Below are 17,884 nucleotides of genomic sequence, written 5' to 3'. Positions count from 1 at the left end.
ATTCCGTTGCAGAAACAGTGCGCGTGTTCCGTGCCATGGGGAGCTGGCGCTGTCCGTTTTCTTGCTCGGCGGCCGCTTGATTTTGGAAGCCGCTTGTAGTTGACCGGTTTCGATGAGCGCGATGGAACGGTGTCCCCCCTCGAGCCGCCGTTGATGGCGGTCTGCCAAATTGAAGCAGCTTCAGTCCGCCAGACGAGGGTCGTAGAGGCGACGGCTCTGCTGGCCAATGTTGAACAAGAGCACAAGTGCTGGATTCAACTCGAGCATCTCTTCCACAGCCGCCATGATCCTGGAGCCGGTGGCCACATCGATGCCGTTCAGATATTCCGACTGTGCTCTGATATTTGCGGGGCGTCCCTCATCCGTAACTTGAGTCACGACGGTCTCCTGTAGCAAATCTTTCACGAGACCGTCACATGGGACCGATTTTCGGCGATCTGAGGGCGTCGAGGCGGATAACCCTCGCCGTTCGCCTGCGATGTCACACGTTGAACGCCGCCCCGATCAGCGTCTTCGTGTAAGGCTCCTTCGGGGATTGGAAGATCGCGTCCGTCTCCCCCTCTTCGACGATGCGGCCGTTTTTCATGACGATCACATAGTCGGACATCGCCTTCACCACGGAGAGATCGTGGCTGATGAAGATGTAGGAAAGGCCATGCTTGTTTTGCAGGTCGCGAAGCAATTCGATCACCTGGCCCTGTACCGACCGGTCGAGAGCGGATGTGGGCTCGTCGAGGATCACCACCTTCGGCTTCAGAATCATCGCCCGGGCAATGGCGATGCGCTGACGTTGGCCGCCCGAGAACTCGTGCGGATAGCGGTTGCGCCAGGCCGGGTCGAGGCCGACTTCCTTCAGGGCCGCAATGGCGCGTCGATCACGCTCGGCACGGCTCAGCCCCGGCTCATGCACATACAGCCCCTCGGTGATGATCTCGCCTACCGTCAGGCGCGGCGAAAGCGAGCCGTAGGGATCCTGAAAGACAAGCTGTAGTTCGCGGCGCAGGGACCGCATGGCGCTTCGGTCGAAACCGGAGATGTCGGTCGCGCCGAAGCGGTAGTAGCCGCTGCTCGGCAACAATCTCAACAGCGCCCGACCGAGGGTCGATTTGCCCGAGCCGGACTCGCCGACGATACCGATCGTCTGGCCCTGCCGCAGGCGCAGGTTGACGCCGTCAACGGCCCGGAAGACGGAGGCCGAACCACCGAATAGACCCTTGCCGATGGCGTATTCGACCCCCACGTCTCGACCCTCGAGAATGATCGGCGCGCCGCCGGCCGGCGGAGCCTTGCGGCCGCTCGGCTCGGCGGCGAGCAGCATCTTTGTGTAATCCGCCTTGGGACGCTCGAAAATCTCGGTCGTACTCCCCTCTTCCACCACCTCGCCGCGGCGCATCACCGCGACCCGATCGGCGAAGTGCTTTACGATGCCGAGATCGTGGCTGATCAGCACGATCGCCATGCCGAAGCGCTTCTGCAGCGACTTAAGCAGATCGAGGATTTGCGCCTGGATGGTCACGTCGAGCGCCGTCGTCGGCTCGTCGGCGATCAGGATGTCCGGCTCGTTGGCAAGCGCCATGGCGATCATCACGCGCTGACGCTGACCGCCCGAGAGTTCGTGCGGGTAGCTGTCGATGCGGCGAGCGGGTTCCGGAATACCGACCAACTCCAGGAGTTCGAGGACGCGCTTCTTCGCCTGCTTGAATGTTCCGCCGCGGTGATGGACGATCGGTTCGGAGATCTGCCGGCCGATCGGGTAGAGCGGATCGAGCGAGGTCATCGGCTCCTGGAAGATCATGGTGATTTTCGAGCCGCGCACGTCGTTCAGCGCCTTCGGCGGGAGGCCGACCAGTTCCTGGCCGCGGTAGCGCGCCGAGCCGCTGACCGTGCCGTTTTTGGCGAGCAGGCCCATAATGGCCATCATGGTCTGGCTCTTGCCAGAGCCGGATTCGCCGACGACCGCCAGCGTCTCGCCGCTGCGAACATCGAGACCGATGCCCTTGACGGCCTCGACCGTGCCGTCCGGGGTCGAAAAATCCACTTTGAGGCCGCGCACGGCAAGAATCGAGTCCTTCATCTCTGTCATGTCAGCGGTCCTTCGGGTCGAGCGCATCGCGCAGGCCGTCGCCGACGAAATTCAGCGAGAACAGCGTGACGACGAAGAAGATGGCCGGGAAGATGAGCAGCCATGGCGCCGACTGGATGTTGTTTGCCCCCTCCGAGATCAGCGCGCCCCAGCTCGTCAGCGGCGCCTGCACGCCGAGGCCGAGGAACGACAGGAAGCTCTCGAGCAGGATCACCTTCGGCACGACGACGGTCACGAAGACGATAACCGGGCCGATGGTGTTCGGAATGATGTGCCGCCGGATGATCTGCCAGTCGGTGAGCCCAAGGGCCTGCGCTGCCCCGACGAATTCGCGCCGTTTCAAAGCCAGCGTCTGGCCGCGCACGATGCGGGCCATGTCCAACCATTCGACGGCGCCGATCACCAGGAAGATCAAGACGAAGCTGCGGCCGAAGAAGACGACGAGCACCACGACGAGGAAGACGAAGGGTAGCGAATAGAGGATTTCGACGAAGCGCATCATCACGTTGTCGACGCGCCCGCCGATATAGCCCGACGTGGCGCCGTAGACGACGCCGATGCCGAGCGAGACGAGGCTTGCCAGCAGGCCGACGGCGATCGAGATCTGGCCGCCGAGCATGACGCGCACGAGCAGGTCGCGCCCGTTGGAATCGGTGCCGAACGGGAAGTATTCGCGGTCGACCTGACCCTCGACCTTCAGCGTCCGGCCATCGTCCTCGGTTGCCACCACCTTGGTGTTCTCGAATTCGTTGGCCCGGTCGAAATAGCGCGTGGCACGCGGATCGATCGGCTGCTCGGAGATGACCGTGGCGGTGAAGGCTTCGCCTTCGACTTTGAATTCCTTGAGCGTCACACGGGCGCGCGCCGCAACACTTTCCATCACCTCCTGAAGCGTCGAGGTGTCGGGCCGGGGCTCGAGGCTCGGGCCGATCGACACGTAGGACGGAAAGACCTGATCGTAGCTATGCGGCGAGAACAGCGGCCCGACAAAGGAAAAGAGCGCGATCAGCACCAGCATGATGCAGCCGGCCATGGCGGCACGATTGCGGCGGAAGCGCAGCGCCGCAAGCTGGAAGAGGCTGCGCCCCTTGGTTTCCGGCAAGCCCGGCGGCGCCTGGACGATATCAGTCATGGCGAACCCTCGGATCGAGCAGGCCGTAGAGAATATCGACCAGGAGATTGAAGACGATGACGAAGATGGCAATGAGGACCACGGTCCCCATCACCAGGGTGTAGTCACGATTGATCGCACCGAGAACGAAATAGCGGCCGACGCCAGGGATGGTGAAGATGGTCTCGACCACGGCCGAACCGGTGAGAAGGGCTGCCGCACAGGGCGCCAGGTAGGAAACGACCGGCAGCAGGGCGCCGCGCATCGCATGCGTCACCACGACCGTGTGCGACGGCAGGCCATAGGCCTTTGCGGTGCGGATATGGTCCGTGTTGAGCGCCTCGATCATCGAACCGCGCGTCAGCCGGGCGAAGACAGCAAGCTGCGGCAGCGCCAGGGCGATCATCGGCAGGATCAGGAAGCGGAACGACCCGTCGCCCCAGCCGCCGGCGGGAAGCCACGACAGCATGATCGCGAAGATCAGGGTCAGCACGGGCCCCACGACGAAATTCGGAACGGTGACGCCGATCGTCGACACCGACATGATCGCGAAATCGAGGAAACTGTTCTGCCGAAGCGCCGCGATCGTGCCGGCGATGACGCCGCCGACCACGGCCAGTATCAGCGCATAGAAGCCGAGCTCCATCGAATAGGGCAAGCCCTTGCCGATCAACTGCGCGACATTGTTGTCATGGTATATGTAGCTCGGACCGAAGTCGCCGGTTACCGCATTGCTGAGATAGATGCCGTATTGGCGCCAGAGCGGCTGATCGAGGTGATAGGTCCTCATCAGGTTCTCCATCGTGGAGGGCGGGAGAGGACGCTCGAGGTTGAAGGGACCGCCGGGGGCAAACCGCATCAAGAAGAAGGATATGGTGACGACGATGAACAGCGTCGGCACCGCACTCGCCAGCCGGCGAAGGACGAAGGAGATCATGGACTTGGCTCCGGAGGCGACGCGCGGGGCAGCCCGCGCGTCGCCTCAGTTCGTTATTCGGCGATGCTCAGGAACTTGCTGAGATGCGCGTTCGGCGCATTGTCCTGCCAGCCCTTGACGCGGCCCGAGACGAGCCACAGGTCCGCCTGGGTCAGGAACGGCGCGATCGGCTGTTCCTTCATCAGCAGGGTCTCGGCCTCGTGCAGGATCTTCGAGCGCGCCGTCGGATCCTGTTCTTCATAGGACTTCTTCATCAACGCGTCGTAGTCGGCGTTTTCGAAGTGACCATAGTTGAAGGTCTTGTTGGAGCTGACGCTCAGCGCCAGGAAGTTCTCGGCATCCGCATAGTCGGCCACCCAGCCGGCGCGGGCAACGTTGAACTTGCCGCCTTCCTGCAGGTAGGCGTAGTGCGACGACACGTCGAGGTTCGAGAGCGAAACCTTGGCGCCGAAGGTGTTCTTCCACATGTCGGCGACGGCCGTTGCAACCCGCTCGTGGTTCGGGTTGGTGTTGTAGCGGATCTCGATGTTCAGCGGCTTGCCGCCCTCGCCGTAGCCGGCTTCCTTCATCAGCTTAACCGCTTCGTCTTCGCGATCGAGCTGCGACTTGTCCGCAAAGTCCGCCTTGGCAGGGTCACCGTAGCCCTCGATTCCCGGCGGCACCATCGAGTAGGAGGGGAGTTGCGAGCCGCTGTAGATTTCCTTGGCGAGGAAGTCGCGGTCGACCGCCATCGACAACGCCCGGCGGACGCGGACATCGCTATAGGGCTCCTGCCGCGTGTCGAAGGCGTAGTAATAGGTCGCCAGCGTCGGCGAGACATGGACCTGGTCGCCATAGGACGTGCGCAGCCGCTCGATCTGGTCGGCGGAGAAGTTGTAGGCGAGGTCCATTTCCTTGGCTTCGAAGCGGCGTACCGAGGCGGCCTGGTCGTCGATCGGGTAGAAGATCACCTTGTCGAGCTTGACGTTGGCGGCATCCCAATAGCTGGCGTTCTTCTCGACCGTCAGGCTGTCGTTCGGCACATGTGCCGTCAGCTTGAAGGCGCCGTTCGAAACCATCACGCCCGGCTTGACGAAATCGGCGGCGTTTTTCTCGACGCTCGCCTTGCTGACCGGCAGCGCCGTCTGGTGTGCAAGCAGTTCCAGGAAGAAGGGTGTCGGCCGTTCGAGAGTGACCTCGAAGGTCTTTTCGTCGACGGCCTTGACGCCGAGCTGGTCGACCGGCACTTCACCCTTATTGACCTTCTCGGCATTCTTGATCGGGAAGAGAATATTGGCGTATTCGGCCGCTGTCTTGGGATCCTCGACCCGGCGGAACGAGAAGGCGAAGTCCTCGGCCGTGACCGGCGAGCCGTCCGACCACTTGGCATCGGCGCGCAGCTTGAACGTATAGACGACACCGTCATCCGAAAGCTCCCAGCTTTCGGCGGCGCCCGGGACGATCTTGCCGGCGGCATCGTAGATCGTCAGACCCTCATAGAGGTCCTTGAGGATGAATTCCTCGATGTTGATGGAGGTGTGCGCCTGGTCGAGCGTCTGGGGCTCGCCGGCATTGCCGCGGTGCAACACAGCTTCAGCGAGCGCCGGGCTCGCGCCGATAAGCAGCGAGCCGATCAGCGCGGCCGTGCGGAGATTGAATTTCAGTGAAGCCATTTTTCTTCTCCTTCCCCTCGTTTTGAGTGTGGTTGATCGGAGGAGAGAAGTGCAAATCCTCACCAAAGGCAAGGCGATTTTGCACCCTCCTTTATAAAACGAGATTCTGATAATCGCGATGGTTGCATTGCGCCGTTGCGACGGATTCCGTCGCCTGTCCGAGATGTTCAGCTATCGGATTATGCGCCGGAAACCCGCAACTGCAACGATTTAGATTGGAAGGCAATTCGAGCCGCGCCCCGTCCTGTGACGACAAATCAGGGGCTCTGTGCAAACTTCATGAATAGATGCGGCACTTTACGTAATATGCAGAAAAATTTCGAACGCCTTTCGCAATCTTTTTGCGAGGGCGCGCGCACTGCGTGTCATCGGCAGACTTCACCCGCAACCAAAACGATGGGCCGCTGCAAGGCGAAGGCGCGATCCAGCGCGCGTCGTTCCCGCAACCCTTTCCCGCAACGCCACCACCAACCAGAAAGCGAATGTGGTGATTTTTGACGGGGCGCGTTTTCATCCACAGCAAATGGCCCTGACGCACGTCAATCAAGTGTCTGCACCGCCCTTTGGCCCGGTTGCCAAACGGTCTGCATCAATTATTGTGCGTTTGACTTGGGTCCGGCACGCCGGTTCCGGAGGTATCGAACTGCGCTCGCAGACGCTCCGCATCGCCGATGAACGGCGTGCTTCGGCGGCCGATATATGAACCCGTATCAATTCGCGGCGCCGGGAGTGAGGCGCACCAGTATCAGGGAGATTTCGAATGGCATTGATCACGTTGCGGCAACTGCTCGACCATGCGGCGGAGAACGACTATGCACTGCCGGCCTTCAATGTGAACAATCTCGAATATATCCAGTCGGTCATGCGCGCCGCCGACGCGACCGATTCCCCGGTGATCCTGCAGGCAAGCCGCGGCGCGCGCGCCTATGCCGGTGACGCCTTCCTGCGCCACCTGATCCTCGGCGCGGCGGAAGAATATCCCCATATCCCCGTCTGTCTGCATCTCGACCACGGCGACCAGCCGTCGACGTGCATTTCCGCGATCACCAACGGCTTCACCTCCGTGATGATGGACGGCTCGCTGGAAAAGGATGGCAAGACAGTCGCGAGCTACGAATATAACGTCGCGGTTACGGCCGAGGTCGTGAAGATCGCCCATGCGGCCGGTGTCTCGGTCGAAGGCGAGTTGGGCTGCCTCGGCAACCTCGAGACCGGCGCCGGCGACAAGGAAGACGGCCACGGCTTCGAAGGCAAGCTGTCGCGCGAGGAATTGCTGACCGACCCCGACCAGGCGTTCGACTTCGTCTCCAAGACCGGCGTCGATGCGCTGGCGGTGGCGATCGGCACCAGCCACGGCGCCTACAAGTTCACCCGCGAGCCGGACGGCGAAATCCTCTCGATCGAGACGATCGCCAAGATCAACAAGCGACTGCCCAACACCCATCTCGTCATGCACGGCTCATCCTCCGTGCCGGCCGACCTCCAGGAACTCTTCAACGCCTATGGCGGCAAGATGAAGAAGACCTGGGGCGTTCCGGTCTCGGAGATCCAGAAGGCCATCCCGCTCGGCGTCCGCAAGGTCAACATCGACACCGACCTCCGCCTCGCCTTCACCGGCGAGATCCGCAAGCACCATATCGAACACCCGGACAATTTCGATCCGCGCAACTACCTGAAGCCCGCCATCGCCCACATGACCGAGGTCTGCAAGGGGCGTTTCGAGGCCTTCCGTACGGCCGGCCAGGCGTCGAAGATCCGGGTGCTGAGACTGCCGGAAATGGCGAAGCGCTACGCCAAGGCGGCCTGACACCCATCCAGGCTGGAACACTGCAATGCCGTGCACCCCGCAAGGGCGCACGGCATTGCTTTTTATTTTCAGCTTTGGCTCTCCAGCGGGGCCTCGTGCTCGTAGAGCTGGTCCATGCTGAGCGACGCCAACTCGGCAAGGCGCGTCTGGCTTTTGACGCGGCCGCTGCCGAGAACCACGACGTCGTCGCAAAACGAAATCGTGTTTCTGTGATGGCTGATGACGATGGTCGTCCGCCGGCCGGCGCGCAGTTTGAGCGTCTCGACGATTGCCGCTTCCGAAAGTCCGTCGACGGCATTGGTCGCTTCGTCGAGGATGAGGATCGCCGGATCGCGCACCAGCGCCCTGGCGAGCGCGATGCGTTGGCGCTGCCCGGCGGAAAGGCTCGCTCCCCGGTAGCCCACCACCGTCTCGTAGCCCTGCGGCAGCTTTTCGATGAAGCCATGCGCCTCGGCCAATTTTGCCGCACGAACGACTTCCGCTACCGTCGCCTCCTGACCGTAGGTGATGTTCTCGTGAATGCTTCCATCCACGAGCTCCAGATCCTGGCTGGCGACGGCGATTTGGCGTCGCCACTGGGCGGGATCGATCTGGTCGAGCGGCACGCCGTCGATGAGGATGCGACCTTCGTCCGGCTCGACGAACCGGCACAGCAGGTTGACGATCGTCGTCTTGCCGGCGCCGGACCGGCCGATGAGCGCCGTCGAGCGGCCACTGGCGATTTCGAAGGTGGTGGAGCGCAGCACGACGGGGCGAGCGTCCGAGCCGGGATATCTGAAGGTCACTCGATCGAATTCGATGCCGCTGTGCAGGCCTTTGACCGGCTTGCTGCCGGACGGTGGCTTCGGCTTGTCCGACGAGTCCAGCAGCCACCTCACCTCTTCGAGCGATCCGCTCCAGCCCTGGATCTGGCTCCAGGACATTTGCAGGGCGCGGACATGCGGCTGCAGCCGATAGAGCAACACCACGAAAGCGACGATCACCGGAAAGCTGACACCGGCGAACCAGGCGCTGACGACCGCCGCAAGAAACAGGGCGGAATGCAGAACTTCGGTGAGCGGCGGCAGTGCTCCCTGTCGGGTCTGCAGCACGAAGCCGGCGTGGCGAACGGAATGCGACGCGGCGTCGAAGGCCGTCTTTTCGCGGCTTTCCTGCCCGAAGACTCGGATCAGCCGGCCGGCATGGACGAGATGCAGCATTCGCGCTGCAAGGTCGCTGTTGAATGAGGTGACGTTGCGGCTGGGAGCCTTGAGTGTCGCCGACAGCACCGCATGGACGATCTGGACGAGGACGAGGCCAAGCGCGACGAACAGCGTCATCTGCCACGACAGGAGCAGCAGGCAGGCGAGCAGAATGATCGTCGCCGAGCCGTGCACGATCGCCGCCAGCACCGTCTGTATCGCGTCGGAGGCGCGCCAGGATTCGTTGGAGATGATGTTGAGCAAGCGGCCGGGGTTCTGCTGCAGGAAGAAGGGGTAGCCAATCCTCAAGAGCTGGTCCGAAAGCGCGCTTCGAATGGAATGGCTGGCCTTCCCGTAGATGAAGGTGGTGAGCACGGTGTTTGCAAAGGCGAGCACGTTTTTCAGGATGATCAGAGCGAGGACCGCAGCCGCGATCACCAGCAGCCTGTCGCTCTGGTCCAATCCGGCCCCTACCTGCTGGAAGGCAGCGGAGATCCCGCTTAGTCCGGCGGCATCTTCGTTGCCGGCAATGATGCCGAGCATCGGAATGATCAGGCCGATACCGGCGCCTTCGAGGGCGGCGCTCGCGAGCCCAAGGATGACGACCAGCGGCAGCAGGCGCACCTGCCGCCCGAGCGCATTGCGCAACAGCTCCAAGCCCGGCATCAGGAAGCGCAACATCATCGACCTCGCTCCAGTCCCGGTGTCGTCTCACCGATACGGCGCAATTCCGTCGGCTCGGCCCGGCTTGCCATGACAAGGCATGCGAACTTCGCCGCGCCCATCAGGTTCATCGATACGATGGGCCAATGGGAGAGCCGCAGTTCGGGATCGAACCTTTCCCCGCCGAACGACTGGCACCACGCCGACCGCAGGGTCCAGCAGAAGTGTCGCAGGAGCCAAGGTGCCCTGAAGAGATGTTTCAGGCAGAGCGCGCCATTGCCCAGACTATAGCTGCGATGAAGCTTCTCGATGGCTGCCCGGGCCTTTCGGCCGTGATGGTGGAAGACCGTCATGTCAGGCACGTATTCGACCGGAATGCCCAGGTGATAGGCACGCACCAGATAGTCGGTGTCCTCCGCGGACTGCAGGGGCGCACCGGCGCCGAACCGCTCGTCGAAGGGGCCGACAAGTGCCGCCACCTCGCGATGCATGGTCATGTTGCAACCGAGCACGAAGCCGCCGGGATGAACGTCCCTGGTCAGTCGTTCGCGCGTCTTCGATCGTTTGATCGTAAAAGGGAGGTCAAGGGGATTGCCGAGTTCCACGCGCCCGCCGCGGACCACCCGCTGGTCGCCGTTCGCATAGTGTCGTGCCAGATCGGACAGATAGGTTCGGCCGATTTCGCAATCATCGTCGATGAACACGAGGATCCGGCCGCGAGCCCGTTCCATTCCTGCGTTGCGCGCAGCCGCAAGGCCCGGTCGCGGTTCGATGACGAGCGTCATCACCATGCTCGAGGACGCGGCGACGCGGCGCAATTCGCCGGGCGTGTTGTCGGTCGAGCCGTTATCGACCACGACAAGCTCACAGGTGATGGCGGGGAATGCGGCGCAGGCCGCCTCGATCGACCGGATGCATGCGACAAGCGCCTGGACCCGGTCGCGGGTACAGACGATGAAGCTCGCAAAAGGCCGCGTGCCCTTCGGCGCGGCAACGGCGCCGACGCGCTTGTCCGCTCTCAAGGTCTCTTCAAACGCCATCGCAGACCGCACCATGCTGAGGAAGGACGCTCGCCGCCGGCACGGACTGCATGTAGCGCGCCAGCCAATCCACTCTTCTGGTCGCCGCAATGGAAAGGCGGCTGCACCAGGGTAGGCGCGCGCCGGCGAGCAGGCCGTACCGCTCCCGGCGTCGAATAAGCTGCCATTTGCCTGTCCGCGTCAGAAACGCGTGTGTCAGTTCCGGCCGCTCTTCATCGACGATCATTTGGTAGAGGAAATAGAAGAAGCACAGAATGCCGTCTTCGTAGGCTTTGCGCGTTTCGGCGGGACAGGTGGAGATCTTGGTCTCCAGAGAGAGGATGAAATCGGCAACAGTTCCGACCGTGTCTCGCGTCACCGCGGTTCCGAGGTCGCGGAGCGGGCCTGCGTCGACAAAAAGACCATTGCGTTCAAGGTTTTCCGCGACGATCTTCAGATGCGTCTGACGCATCTGCCGCTGGTGCTTGCTGGTCACGCTGGCCTCATGGATCCGATAGGCAACCAGCGGCTCGTCGATCATCGCTGCCGGAAAGCGGTCGGCGATCCGACGGAACAGATCGAAATCTTCCGCGTGCGGATAGTCCGGATCGTAGACGAGCAGGTCGCCGGGAATGGCTTTGCGGTTGTAGATCACGGTCGAGTGGAGAAAGATGGTGAAGAACATCGACAGGATGCGCATGCTGTCCCGCCGATAGATCGGGCTCGGTCTGCCGCGGGCGATGCGATCGCCGATCAGGGTGTCGATGCCCGTGCCGCAGAGCGCAAGCTGTGGTTCTTCGGCAAACAGCGCGACCTGGCGGGAGAGGCGGGACGGATAGGCGACGTCGTCGGCATCCATCCGCGCCACAAGGTCGCCGTTGGCCAAGCCGAGACCCTCATTCAAGGTCGCAATCAGGCCGCGGTTTTCCCGTGAAAGAATGGAAATACGGCGATCGGCTTTGCGATAGCGCTCTAGGATTTCAAGCGAGCGATCCGTCGATCCGTCGTCGATCGCGACGACCTCCAAGTGCTTGTAGTCCTGACGCAGAATGCTCTCGAGCGCGGCGGCGAGATAGGGTTCTCCGTTGTAGACGGGCAGGAGGACGGACACCAATGGGGTGGGCATGGTTCGGCTCGCGTGCTTATTGAACATCGGAGATTTCCAAGGTTTTGGCGCGATCGCCCGACGCCCGCAGATAGATCGATGCCTCCTCGTCCGCTCTTCCGGGGCGGACCGCGGCGGTCCCACCGCCTTGCCGGCGAACGTAGGGGAAGTGGCGCTTGAGCGTGTTCAGCGGCTGCTCGAAAGCGCACCACGAGATCGAGGCGAGGAGCAACGTACCGGCGCCCGCGACGAGAAAGCGCCCCAGCCCTTGCTCCGAGACATTGACGGGAATGAAGGACTGCGCCTGGACGACGACAGCGAGGACGATGGCATGGTAAAGATAGACGCCGTAGCTGATGCGGCCGAGGGCAGTCATCGGCGCGCTCTCGAAGAGGCGCCCTAAGGAACCTCCGATGCCGCGCGCACAGCTGCCGACGAGCATGACCAGCGGCACCAACGGAGAAATCTCAAGCCCAATCCACGCCAGCCACTCGAGGAGTGACGTCTTCGGCACGGGTCGAAGCCACAGGAGGATCAAAGAGAGAGCCAGCAGCGGAATCCAGCTTCTCTGGACCCATTGCGGCCAGGCTTCGTTTTTCGACCGATGAACGGCCAACAGCCCGCCCGCGGCCAAAGCGTCCATCGAAGCCGGGGGCAGCAGATCCCGCGCCAGTGACGGCGTTCCGGTCAGGGGCCAGTAGAACCGGTAGGCCAGCGAGAGCGCGATGACCCCGACGCAGATTTCGGCTACCGAGCGTCGCGGCGCGACGAGGACGATGAGCGGCCAGACGATGTAGAATTGCTCCTCGATGCTCAGGCTCCAGGTGTGGCAGAGAACCCAAGGCGTCCACTCGTTCTGGAGCGCGTACCAGAAATTGGAAAGATAAAGCGCGTGCCAGGCCAGCACTTCCTTGGAATGCTCCAGGCCGATCAGCCAAACGAATCCAAGCACGGCAAAATAGGGAGGAAAGATGCGGAGCGCCCGGCGCGCGTAGAAGGATCCAAGGGCTGTCCCCGTTTCGAAGCTCGTTTCGTCGCGCGCCTGCAGCAGCAAACGGGTGATCAGAAAGCCGCTAAGCACGAAGAACAGCCGAACGCCGATATGGCCCCAATGCGATCCGTCGGCCGCGAAGAAATGAGCGTAGAGCACCAAGGATACGGCGACGGCTCGTAGGCCATCCAACTGTCGGTCGCGCGCAATCTGCATGAACATCCCCCCGAGTTAAATCTTTGCGGGATTCTCCCCTGGTGGCATCACTCCCAAGACCGGTATGACTGTTGCCGCCGTGTCGCCAGGCGCTCTTCTGAGAAGATGAGGTGGTGAAAGATGGGTAAGGCGACGTGGCGAATGTATTGGCGAATAGGGCCAAACTTTGACGCAGCTGTCGCAAGAATTGCGCCCCAGAGATCAACAGAATCGAGTTGTGTTGCTGGTGCAACGGCCGGCGCGAAGCGGGATTTGACCTATATGACGCGGCGACTGCATCTTAATAAGTGCAAGAATTGTGGCAATGCACTTAGATATATGCATCCAAATCAGAGATCCACTACATTAATTTCTCGCGATAAGTCGTTGACCACCCGCCTAGAAAGTCGGCGGCGTATTGATCCACAAAAGAACGGTCTCGCCATCGTGGCGGTTCGACCAGGCGTGTCTGCGGCGGCTCTCGAAATAGAGGGAATCGCCCGGATAAAGGTCATAGAACTGGTCTCCGTCGAGCACGAACTCGGCGCGACCGGAAAGCACGTAGACGAATTCCTCACCCTCGTGGCGATAGGCCCCCTCGCTGGATGCGCCGGGTGCCAGCACGAAGCGGTGGCAATCCATCTGGTTCTTGCCTTCCGCAAGCAGTTGAACCGTCACGCCCGGCGTCGTGCGCGGCCAATTGCGCCATTCGCCGGCGCGGACAAGAGTCCGCGATTGGGGCTCCTCCTCGCCGGAGAGGCTCGAGACCGTCGTTCCGAAATATTCGGCAAGGTTGTGCAGCACGGCAACCGAGACGCCTTGGGACGTCCGCTCCAGCGTCGACAGTACCGACGGCGCAATACCGACGTCGCCGGCCACCTGTTCCAGTGTCTTGCCGCCCGCATGTCTGAGGCTTCGCAGTTTTCGACCGACCTGCAGGTCGATATTGCCTTCCACGGACGAACCGGCGCCGGGCTCGTCATTTGCCGCGCTCTCCGCTTCCAGAGCTTCGCGTATGGCGGCCGGGTTAAGCCCGCGTTCGGCTCGAAACCACGAGATGCGCTTCAGCCGCGCCAGGTCCGCCTCGGTATATTGGCGGTGCCCGGTCGCCGAACGTTCGGGCACGACAAGCCCCTGGGTTTCCCACAGGCGCAGCGTCGAAGCCGAGACGCCGGCAAGCCGCGCCGCCTCGGCCACCTTGTAGCGTATGTTGCCCACCCCGCTCATCAGTCCCTGTCCTTCCGGCGCCGGCTACGACGCGATTCCCAGCCTTCGGCAGCTTGCGGCAATCTATCTGCGGGCCTTGCCGATACACAAGGCGTGGCATCAGTCGTCGTGTTGTCTCGATCAGCAAATTTGATTTGCTTTCCATGTCAAAAGATGTACCTCTTTCAAAAAAATCTTACAGAAAAAATGTAACATATCTGCCAACCCTTACACAGGACAGCGACGATGACCAGCCTGACCGACCGCAAGAACGCCGCCATATCCCGCGGTGTGGGAATGACCACGCAGATCTACGCTGACCGCGCCGAAAATGCAGAGATCTGGGACAAGGAAAGCAATCGCTATATCGATTTCGCCGCGGGTATCGCCGTCGTCAACACCGGTCACCGCCATCCGAAGGTGATCGCTGCCGTCAAGGCACAGCTCGACCGCTTCACCCACACCTGCCACCAGGTGGTCCCCTATGAGAACTACGTGCATCTGGCCGAGCGCCTCAACGCGCTGGCCCCCGGCAAGTTCGCGAAGAAGACGATTTTCGTCACCACCGGCGCCGAAGCGGTCGAGAACGCGGTGAAGATCGCCCGCGCCGCGACGGGACGGCAGGCCGTCATCGCCTTCGGCGGCGGCTTCCACGGCCGCACCTTCATGGGCATGGCGCTGACCGGCAAGGTGGTGCCCTACAAGGTCGGCTTCGGCGCGATGCCGGCCGACGTGTTCCATGCCCCCTTCCCGATCGAGCTCCACGGCGTCAGCGTCGAGCAGTCGTTGGCGGCGCTGAAGAAGCTCTTTGCCGCCGATGTCGATCCGGGCCGCGTCGCGGCGATCATCCTCGAGCCGGTCCAGGGCGAAGGCGGCTTCTATCCAGCTCCGACCGCATTCATGAAGGCGCTCCGCGAAATCTGCGACCAGCACGGCATCCTGTTGATCGCCGACGAAGTCCAGACCGGCTTTGCCCGGACCGGCAAGCTCTTCGCGATGGAGCATCACGACGTCGCTCCGGACCTGATGACGATGGCCAAGAGCCTTGCCGGCGGCTTCCCGCTTGCCGCGGTCACAGGCCGCGCCGAAATCATGGATGCGCCGGGACCGGGCGGTCTCGGCGGCACCTATGGCGGCAACCCGATCGGCATCGCCGCGGCGCATGCCGTCCTCGACGTGATCGAGGAAGAACAACTTTGCGAGAGGGCCAACCAGCTCGGCAACCGTCTGAAGCAGCGTCTTGCGCAGATCCGCGAAAAGGCGCCCGAGATCGTCGACATTCGTGGTCCAGGCTTCATGAACGCGGTCGAATTCAACGACGTGAAGACGAAGCTGCCGAGCGCCGAATTCGCCAACAAGGTCCGCCTGATCGCCCTTGAAAAAGGATTGATCCTGCTGACTTGCGGCGTGCATGGCAATGTTATCCGCTTCCTGGCGCCGATCACCATCCAGGACGAGGTCTTTGCCGAGGCGCTCGATATCCTCGAGGCATCGATCCTCGAAGCGCGCGGTTGACGGCCGGCCGGGCGACCGCTATCGCGCCTGTTCGACCCCGGCTCGGGGCGCGCAGACCCGCGCGCCCCGCAATAAGACAAAGAGCGAGGCTTGCTGAGCCGTGGCCCGCCTCGCCGGAGGACGCGCCATGGCCCTGACATCCGCACTGACGAAACACCTTCGGGCAGCGGACCAATTCGCCAAGCTTGATAGCTTCACACACGCGTCCGGCGCATGGGACGGCGCGACCTTCGACGTCTTCAATCCTTCGACCGGGGAATTGCTGGCGACGCTTCCCGACATGGGGATCGAGGACGCACATGCTGCGATCGAAGCAGCCGCCAAGGCGCAGCCGATCTGGGCGGGCAAGCCGGCCAAGGATCGAAGCGCGATCCTGCGCTGCTGGCACGACCTGATCGTCGCCCATGCCGACGATCTCGCCGCCATCCTGACCGCCGAAATGGGCAAGCCGCTCGGCGAGGCGAAGGGCGAGGTCCTGCATGCCGCCTCCTATATCGAGTGGTATGCGGAGGAGGCGAAACGCATCTATGGCGAAACGTTTCCGGCACCTGCCAATGACCGCCGTATGCTGGTCATCAAGCAGCCGGTCGGCGTCGTCGGCACGATCACACCGTGGAATTTCCCCGCATCGATGGTGGCGCGCAAGATCGCCCCGGCACTTGCCGCTGGCTGCGCCATCGTCCTGAAGCCGGCGGAACAGACGCCGCTTGTCGCCGGAGCGATGTTCGTGCTTGCCGAGAAGGCTGGCTTTCCCGCAGGCGTTCTCAATCTCCTCTACGCCTCGGAAGGGGCGCCGATCGGGCGCGAGCTCTGCAGCAATCCGAAGGTCCGCAAGATCAGCTTCACCGGCTCCACCGAAGTCGGACGGCTGCTGATGCGGCAATGCTCCGACCAGATCAAGAAGGTCAGCCTCGAACTCGGCGGCAACGCCCCCTTCATCGTCTTTGACGATGCGGACATCGAGGAGGCGGTGGACGGCGCGATCCAGGCGAAGTTCCGCAATGCCGGCCAGACCTGCGTCTCGGCGAACCGCATCTATGTGCAATCGGCGGTGCACGACGCCTTCGCGGAAAAATTCGTCGCGCGGGTGCGAGAGCTTCGCGTCGGCGATGGATTTTCACCGGACGCGACCATCGGTCCGATGATCGATGGCCATGCGATCGAGAAGATCGAGGCGCATGTTGCCGATGCGCTCGCCAAGGGAGCAGAACTTCGCTGCGGCGGCGGGCGGATCGGCACGAAGGGGACCTTCTTCGAGCCGACCGTACTCACCGGGATTTCACACGACATGCGTGCGGCCCAGGAAGAGACCTTCGGGCCCATCGCTCCGATCATCCACTTCGAGACCGCCGAACAGGTGGTTGCCGAGGCGAACGACACGATCTATGGCCTCGCCGCCTATTTCTACGCCGAGAATCTGAAGCGGGTCTGGCATGTGGCCGAGGCGCTGGAATACGGCATGGTCGGCATCAACACCGGCCGCATGTCCTCGGAAGCGGCACCCTTCGGCGGCATCAAGCAGTCCGGCATCGGCCGCGAGGGCTCGCGCCACGGTCTCGAGGATTATCTCGAGATGAAATATCTCTGCATGGGCAATATCTGACAGATGCGATTGGCCTCGGCCAGCGCCATCAATCGATGATGTGATAGCCACCGTCGACGTAGAGAACCTGGCCGGTGATCAGCCGCGCCGCGTCGTGCGCGAGAAAGGCCGTCGCGACACCGACGTCGTCGATGTCGACGAGTTCGCGCGTCGGCGATTTCACTTTGGTCTTTTCCAGCAACGCATCGAACTCGGGGATGCCGGAGGCGGCACGGGTCGCAAGCGCGCCGGGTGAGATCGCGTGCACCCGGATGCCCTTCGGTCCGAGTTCGGCTGCGATGTAGCGCACCGCGCTCTCGAGCGCGGCCTTCGCAACACCCATGATGTTATAGTTCTCCACCACGACCTGCGAGCCGTGATAGGTCATCGTAAAGAGCGTCCCGCCACGCTTCATCAGCGGTTCGGCGAGCTGCGCCATGCGGATGAAGGACCAGCAGGAGATATCCATCGTCTTCAGGAAGCCCTCGCGCGGAACGTCGGTCACCCGGCCACCGAGCGCTTCCTTCGGCGAAAAGGCGATCGAGTGGACGACGAAGTCAAGCTCTCCCCAGGTCTCCGCGATGCGCTCGAAGACCGCCTCCATCTGGCCGGGCACGGCGGCGTCCAACGGCAGGAAGATCGCCGCCTCGAGTTCGCCCGCCAGCGGCTCCACATAGGGCTTCGCCTTGTCGTTCAGATACGTGATCGCCAGTTCGGCCCCGAAGGCGCGGAAAGCGCGGGCGCAGCCCCAGGCGATCGAGCGGTTGTTGGCGATGCCGACAATGAGGCCCTTGCGGCCTTCAAGCAGTTTGGCCTTGACGGTGGGTAGGGACATGG

The 17,884-nt window shown here is 62.6% G+C and carries 15 protein-coding genes; 4 read left to right on the top strand and 11 right to left on the bottom strand.

What is annotated here, in order from left to right; genetic code table 11:
* Nucleotides 1–180: 180 nt before the first annotated feature.
* The 5 genes from NGR_RS06585 to NGR_RS06565 all read right to left on the bottom strand — a co-directional run bounded on the left by NGR_RS06585 (nucleotide 181) and on the right by NGR_RS06565 (nucleotide 5,783).
* On the bottom strand, nucleotides 181–378 hold the full coding sequence (locus tag NGR_RS06585) for a hypothetical protein (protein ID WP_164923936.1): 198 nt from the start codon (nucleotides 376–378) through the stop codon (nucleotides 181–183).
* Between the two features lie 103 nt (nucleotides 379–481).
* On the bottom strand, nucleotides 482–2,083 hold the full coding sequence (locus tag NGR_RS06580) for an ABC transporter ATP-binding protein (RefSeq protein ID WP_015887469.1): 1,602 nt from the start codon (nucleotides 2,081–2,083) through the stop codon (nucleotides 482–484).
* Between the two features lies 1 nt (nucleotide 2,084).
* Nucleotides 2,085–3,215, bottom strand: coding sequence for an ABC transporter permease (locus NGR_RS06575; RefSeq protein WP_015887468.1), 1,131 nt, complete (start codon nucleotides 3,213–3,215; stop codon nucleotides 2,085–2,087).
* Nucleotides 3,208–4,131 (bottom strand): oligopeptide ABC transporter permease OppB, encoded by a 924-nt coding sequence (oppB, locus tag NGR_RS06570; protein WP_015887467.1) that lies wholly within the window; start codon nucleotides 4,129–4,131, stop codon nucleotides 3,208–3,210. Before oppB ends, NGR_RS06575 begins: the two co-directional genes overlap by 8 nt.
* A 53-nt stretch (nucleotides 4,132–4,184) precedes the next feature.
* Nucleotides 4,185–5,783 (bottom strand): peptide ABC transporter substrate-binding protein, encoded by a 1,599-nt coding sequence (locus NGR_RS06565; RefSeq protein ID WP_015887466.1) that lies wholly within the window; start codon nucleotides 5,781–5,783, stop codon nucleotides 4,185–4,187.
* A gap of 484 nt (nucleotides 5,784–6,267) precedes the next feature.
* On the opposite strand from NGR_RS06565, the gene NGR_RS06560 reads away from it, so the two are divergent.
* Entirely contained in the window at nucleotides 6,268–6,486 is a 219-nt protein-coding gene (locus NGR_RS06560; protein ID WP_164923935.1) for a hypothetical protein, read from the top strand.
* Between the two features lie 57 nt (nucleotides 6,487–6,543).
* Nucleotides 6,544–7,590 (top strand): class II fructose-bisphosphate aldolase, encoded by a 1,047-nt coding sequence (gene fba, locus NGR_RS06555; protein WP_015887465.1) that lies wholly within the window; start codon nucleotides 6,544–6,546, stop codon nucleotides 7,588–7,590.
* Between the two features lie 68 nt (nucleotides 7,591–7,658).
* Here fba and NGR_RS06550 read toward each other — a convergent pair whose 3' ends face one another.
* From NGR_RS06550 to NGR_RS06530, 5 genes are all read right to left on the bottom strand, one after another.
* Entirely contained in the window at nucleotides 7,659–9,452 is a 1,794-nt protein-coding gene (locus NGR_RS06550; protein WP_015887464.1) for an ABC transporter ATP-binding protein, read from the bottom strand.
* Complete coding sequence (locus NGR_RS06545) at nucleotides 9,452–10,474, bottom strand: glycosyltransferase family 2 protein (RefSeq protein ID WP_015887463.1); 1,023 nt, start codon at nucleotides 10,472–10,474, stop codon at nucleotides 9,452–9,454. The genes NGR_RS06550 and NGR_RS06545 overlap by 1 nt, the downstream gene beginning before the upstream one ends.
* Complete coding sequence (locus NGR_RS06540; RefSeq protein ID WP_164923934.1) at nucleotides 10,464–11,579, bottom strand: glycosyltransferase family 2 protein; 1,116 nt, start codon at nucleotides 11,577–11,579, stop codon at nucleotides 10,464–10,466. The genes NGR_RS06545 and NGR_RS06540 overlap by 11 nt, the downstream gene beginning before the upstream one ends.
* A gap of 16 nt (nucleotides 11,580–11,595) precedes the next feature.
* Nucleotides 11,596–12,765, bottom strand: a complete 1,170-nt coding sequence (locus tag NGR_RS06535) for an acyltransferase family protein (RefSeq protein ID WP_015887461.1) — start codon at nucleotides 12,763–12,765, stop codon at nucleotides 11,596–11,598.
* A gap of 378 nt (nucleotides 12,766–13,143) precedes the next feature.
* Nucleotides 13,144–13,971 (bottom strand): MerR family transcriptional regulator, encoded by an 828-nt coding sequence (locus NGR_RS06530; protein ID WP_015887460.1) that lies wholly within the window; start codon nucleotides 13,969–13,971, stop codon nucleotides 13,144–13,146.
* 225 nt (nucleotides 13,972–14,196) lie between these two features.
* Between NGR_RS06530 and NGR_RS06525 the strand changes: the two genes are divergently transcribed.
* Together NGR_RS06525 and NGR_RS06520 are read left to right on the top strand one after the other, a co-directional pair.
* The gene (locus tag NGR_RS06525) at nucleotides 14,197–15,465 is read left to right on the top strand and encodes a 4-aminobutyrate--2-oxoglutarate transaminase (RefSeq protein ID WP_015887459.1); all 1,269 of its coding nucleotides are present in this window, start codon (nucleotides 14,197–14,199) and stop codon (nucleotides 15,463–15,465) included.
* Between the two features lie 127 nt (nucleotides 15,466–15,592).
* Nucleotides 15,593–17,068, top strand: a complete 1,476-nt coding sequence (locus NGR_RS06520; protein ID WP_015887458.1) for an NAD-dependent succinate-semialdehyde dehydrogenase — start codon at nucleotides 15,593–15,595, stop codon at nucleotides 17,066–17,068.
* Between the two features lie 28 nt (nucleotides 17,069–17,096).
* Here the strand turns inward: NGR_RS06520 and fabI are convergent, their stop codons facing one another.
* Nucleotides 17,097–17,882, bottom strand: a complete 786-nt coding sequence (gene fabI / locus NGR_RS06515; protein WP_015887457.1) for an enoyl-ACP reductase FabI — start codon at nucleotides 17,880–17,882, stop codon at nucleotides 17,097–17,099.
* Nucleotides 17,883–17,884 lie beyond the last annotated feature (2 nt).

This window comes from Sinorhizobium fredii NGR234, assembly GCF_000018545.1.
Classification (GTDB): domain Bacteria; phylum Pseudomonadota; class Alphaproteobacteria; order Rhizobiales; family Rhizobiaceae; genus Sinorhizobium; species Sinorhizobium fredii_A.
The sequence above is the reverse complement of the archived record's forward strand: the minus strand, read 5'-3'. Positions and strand labels throughout refer to the sequence as shown.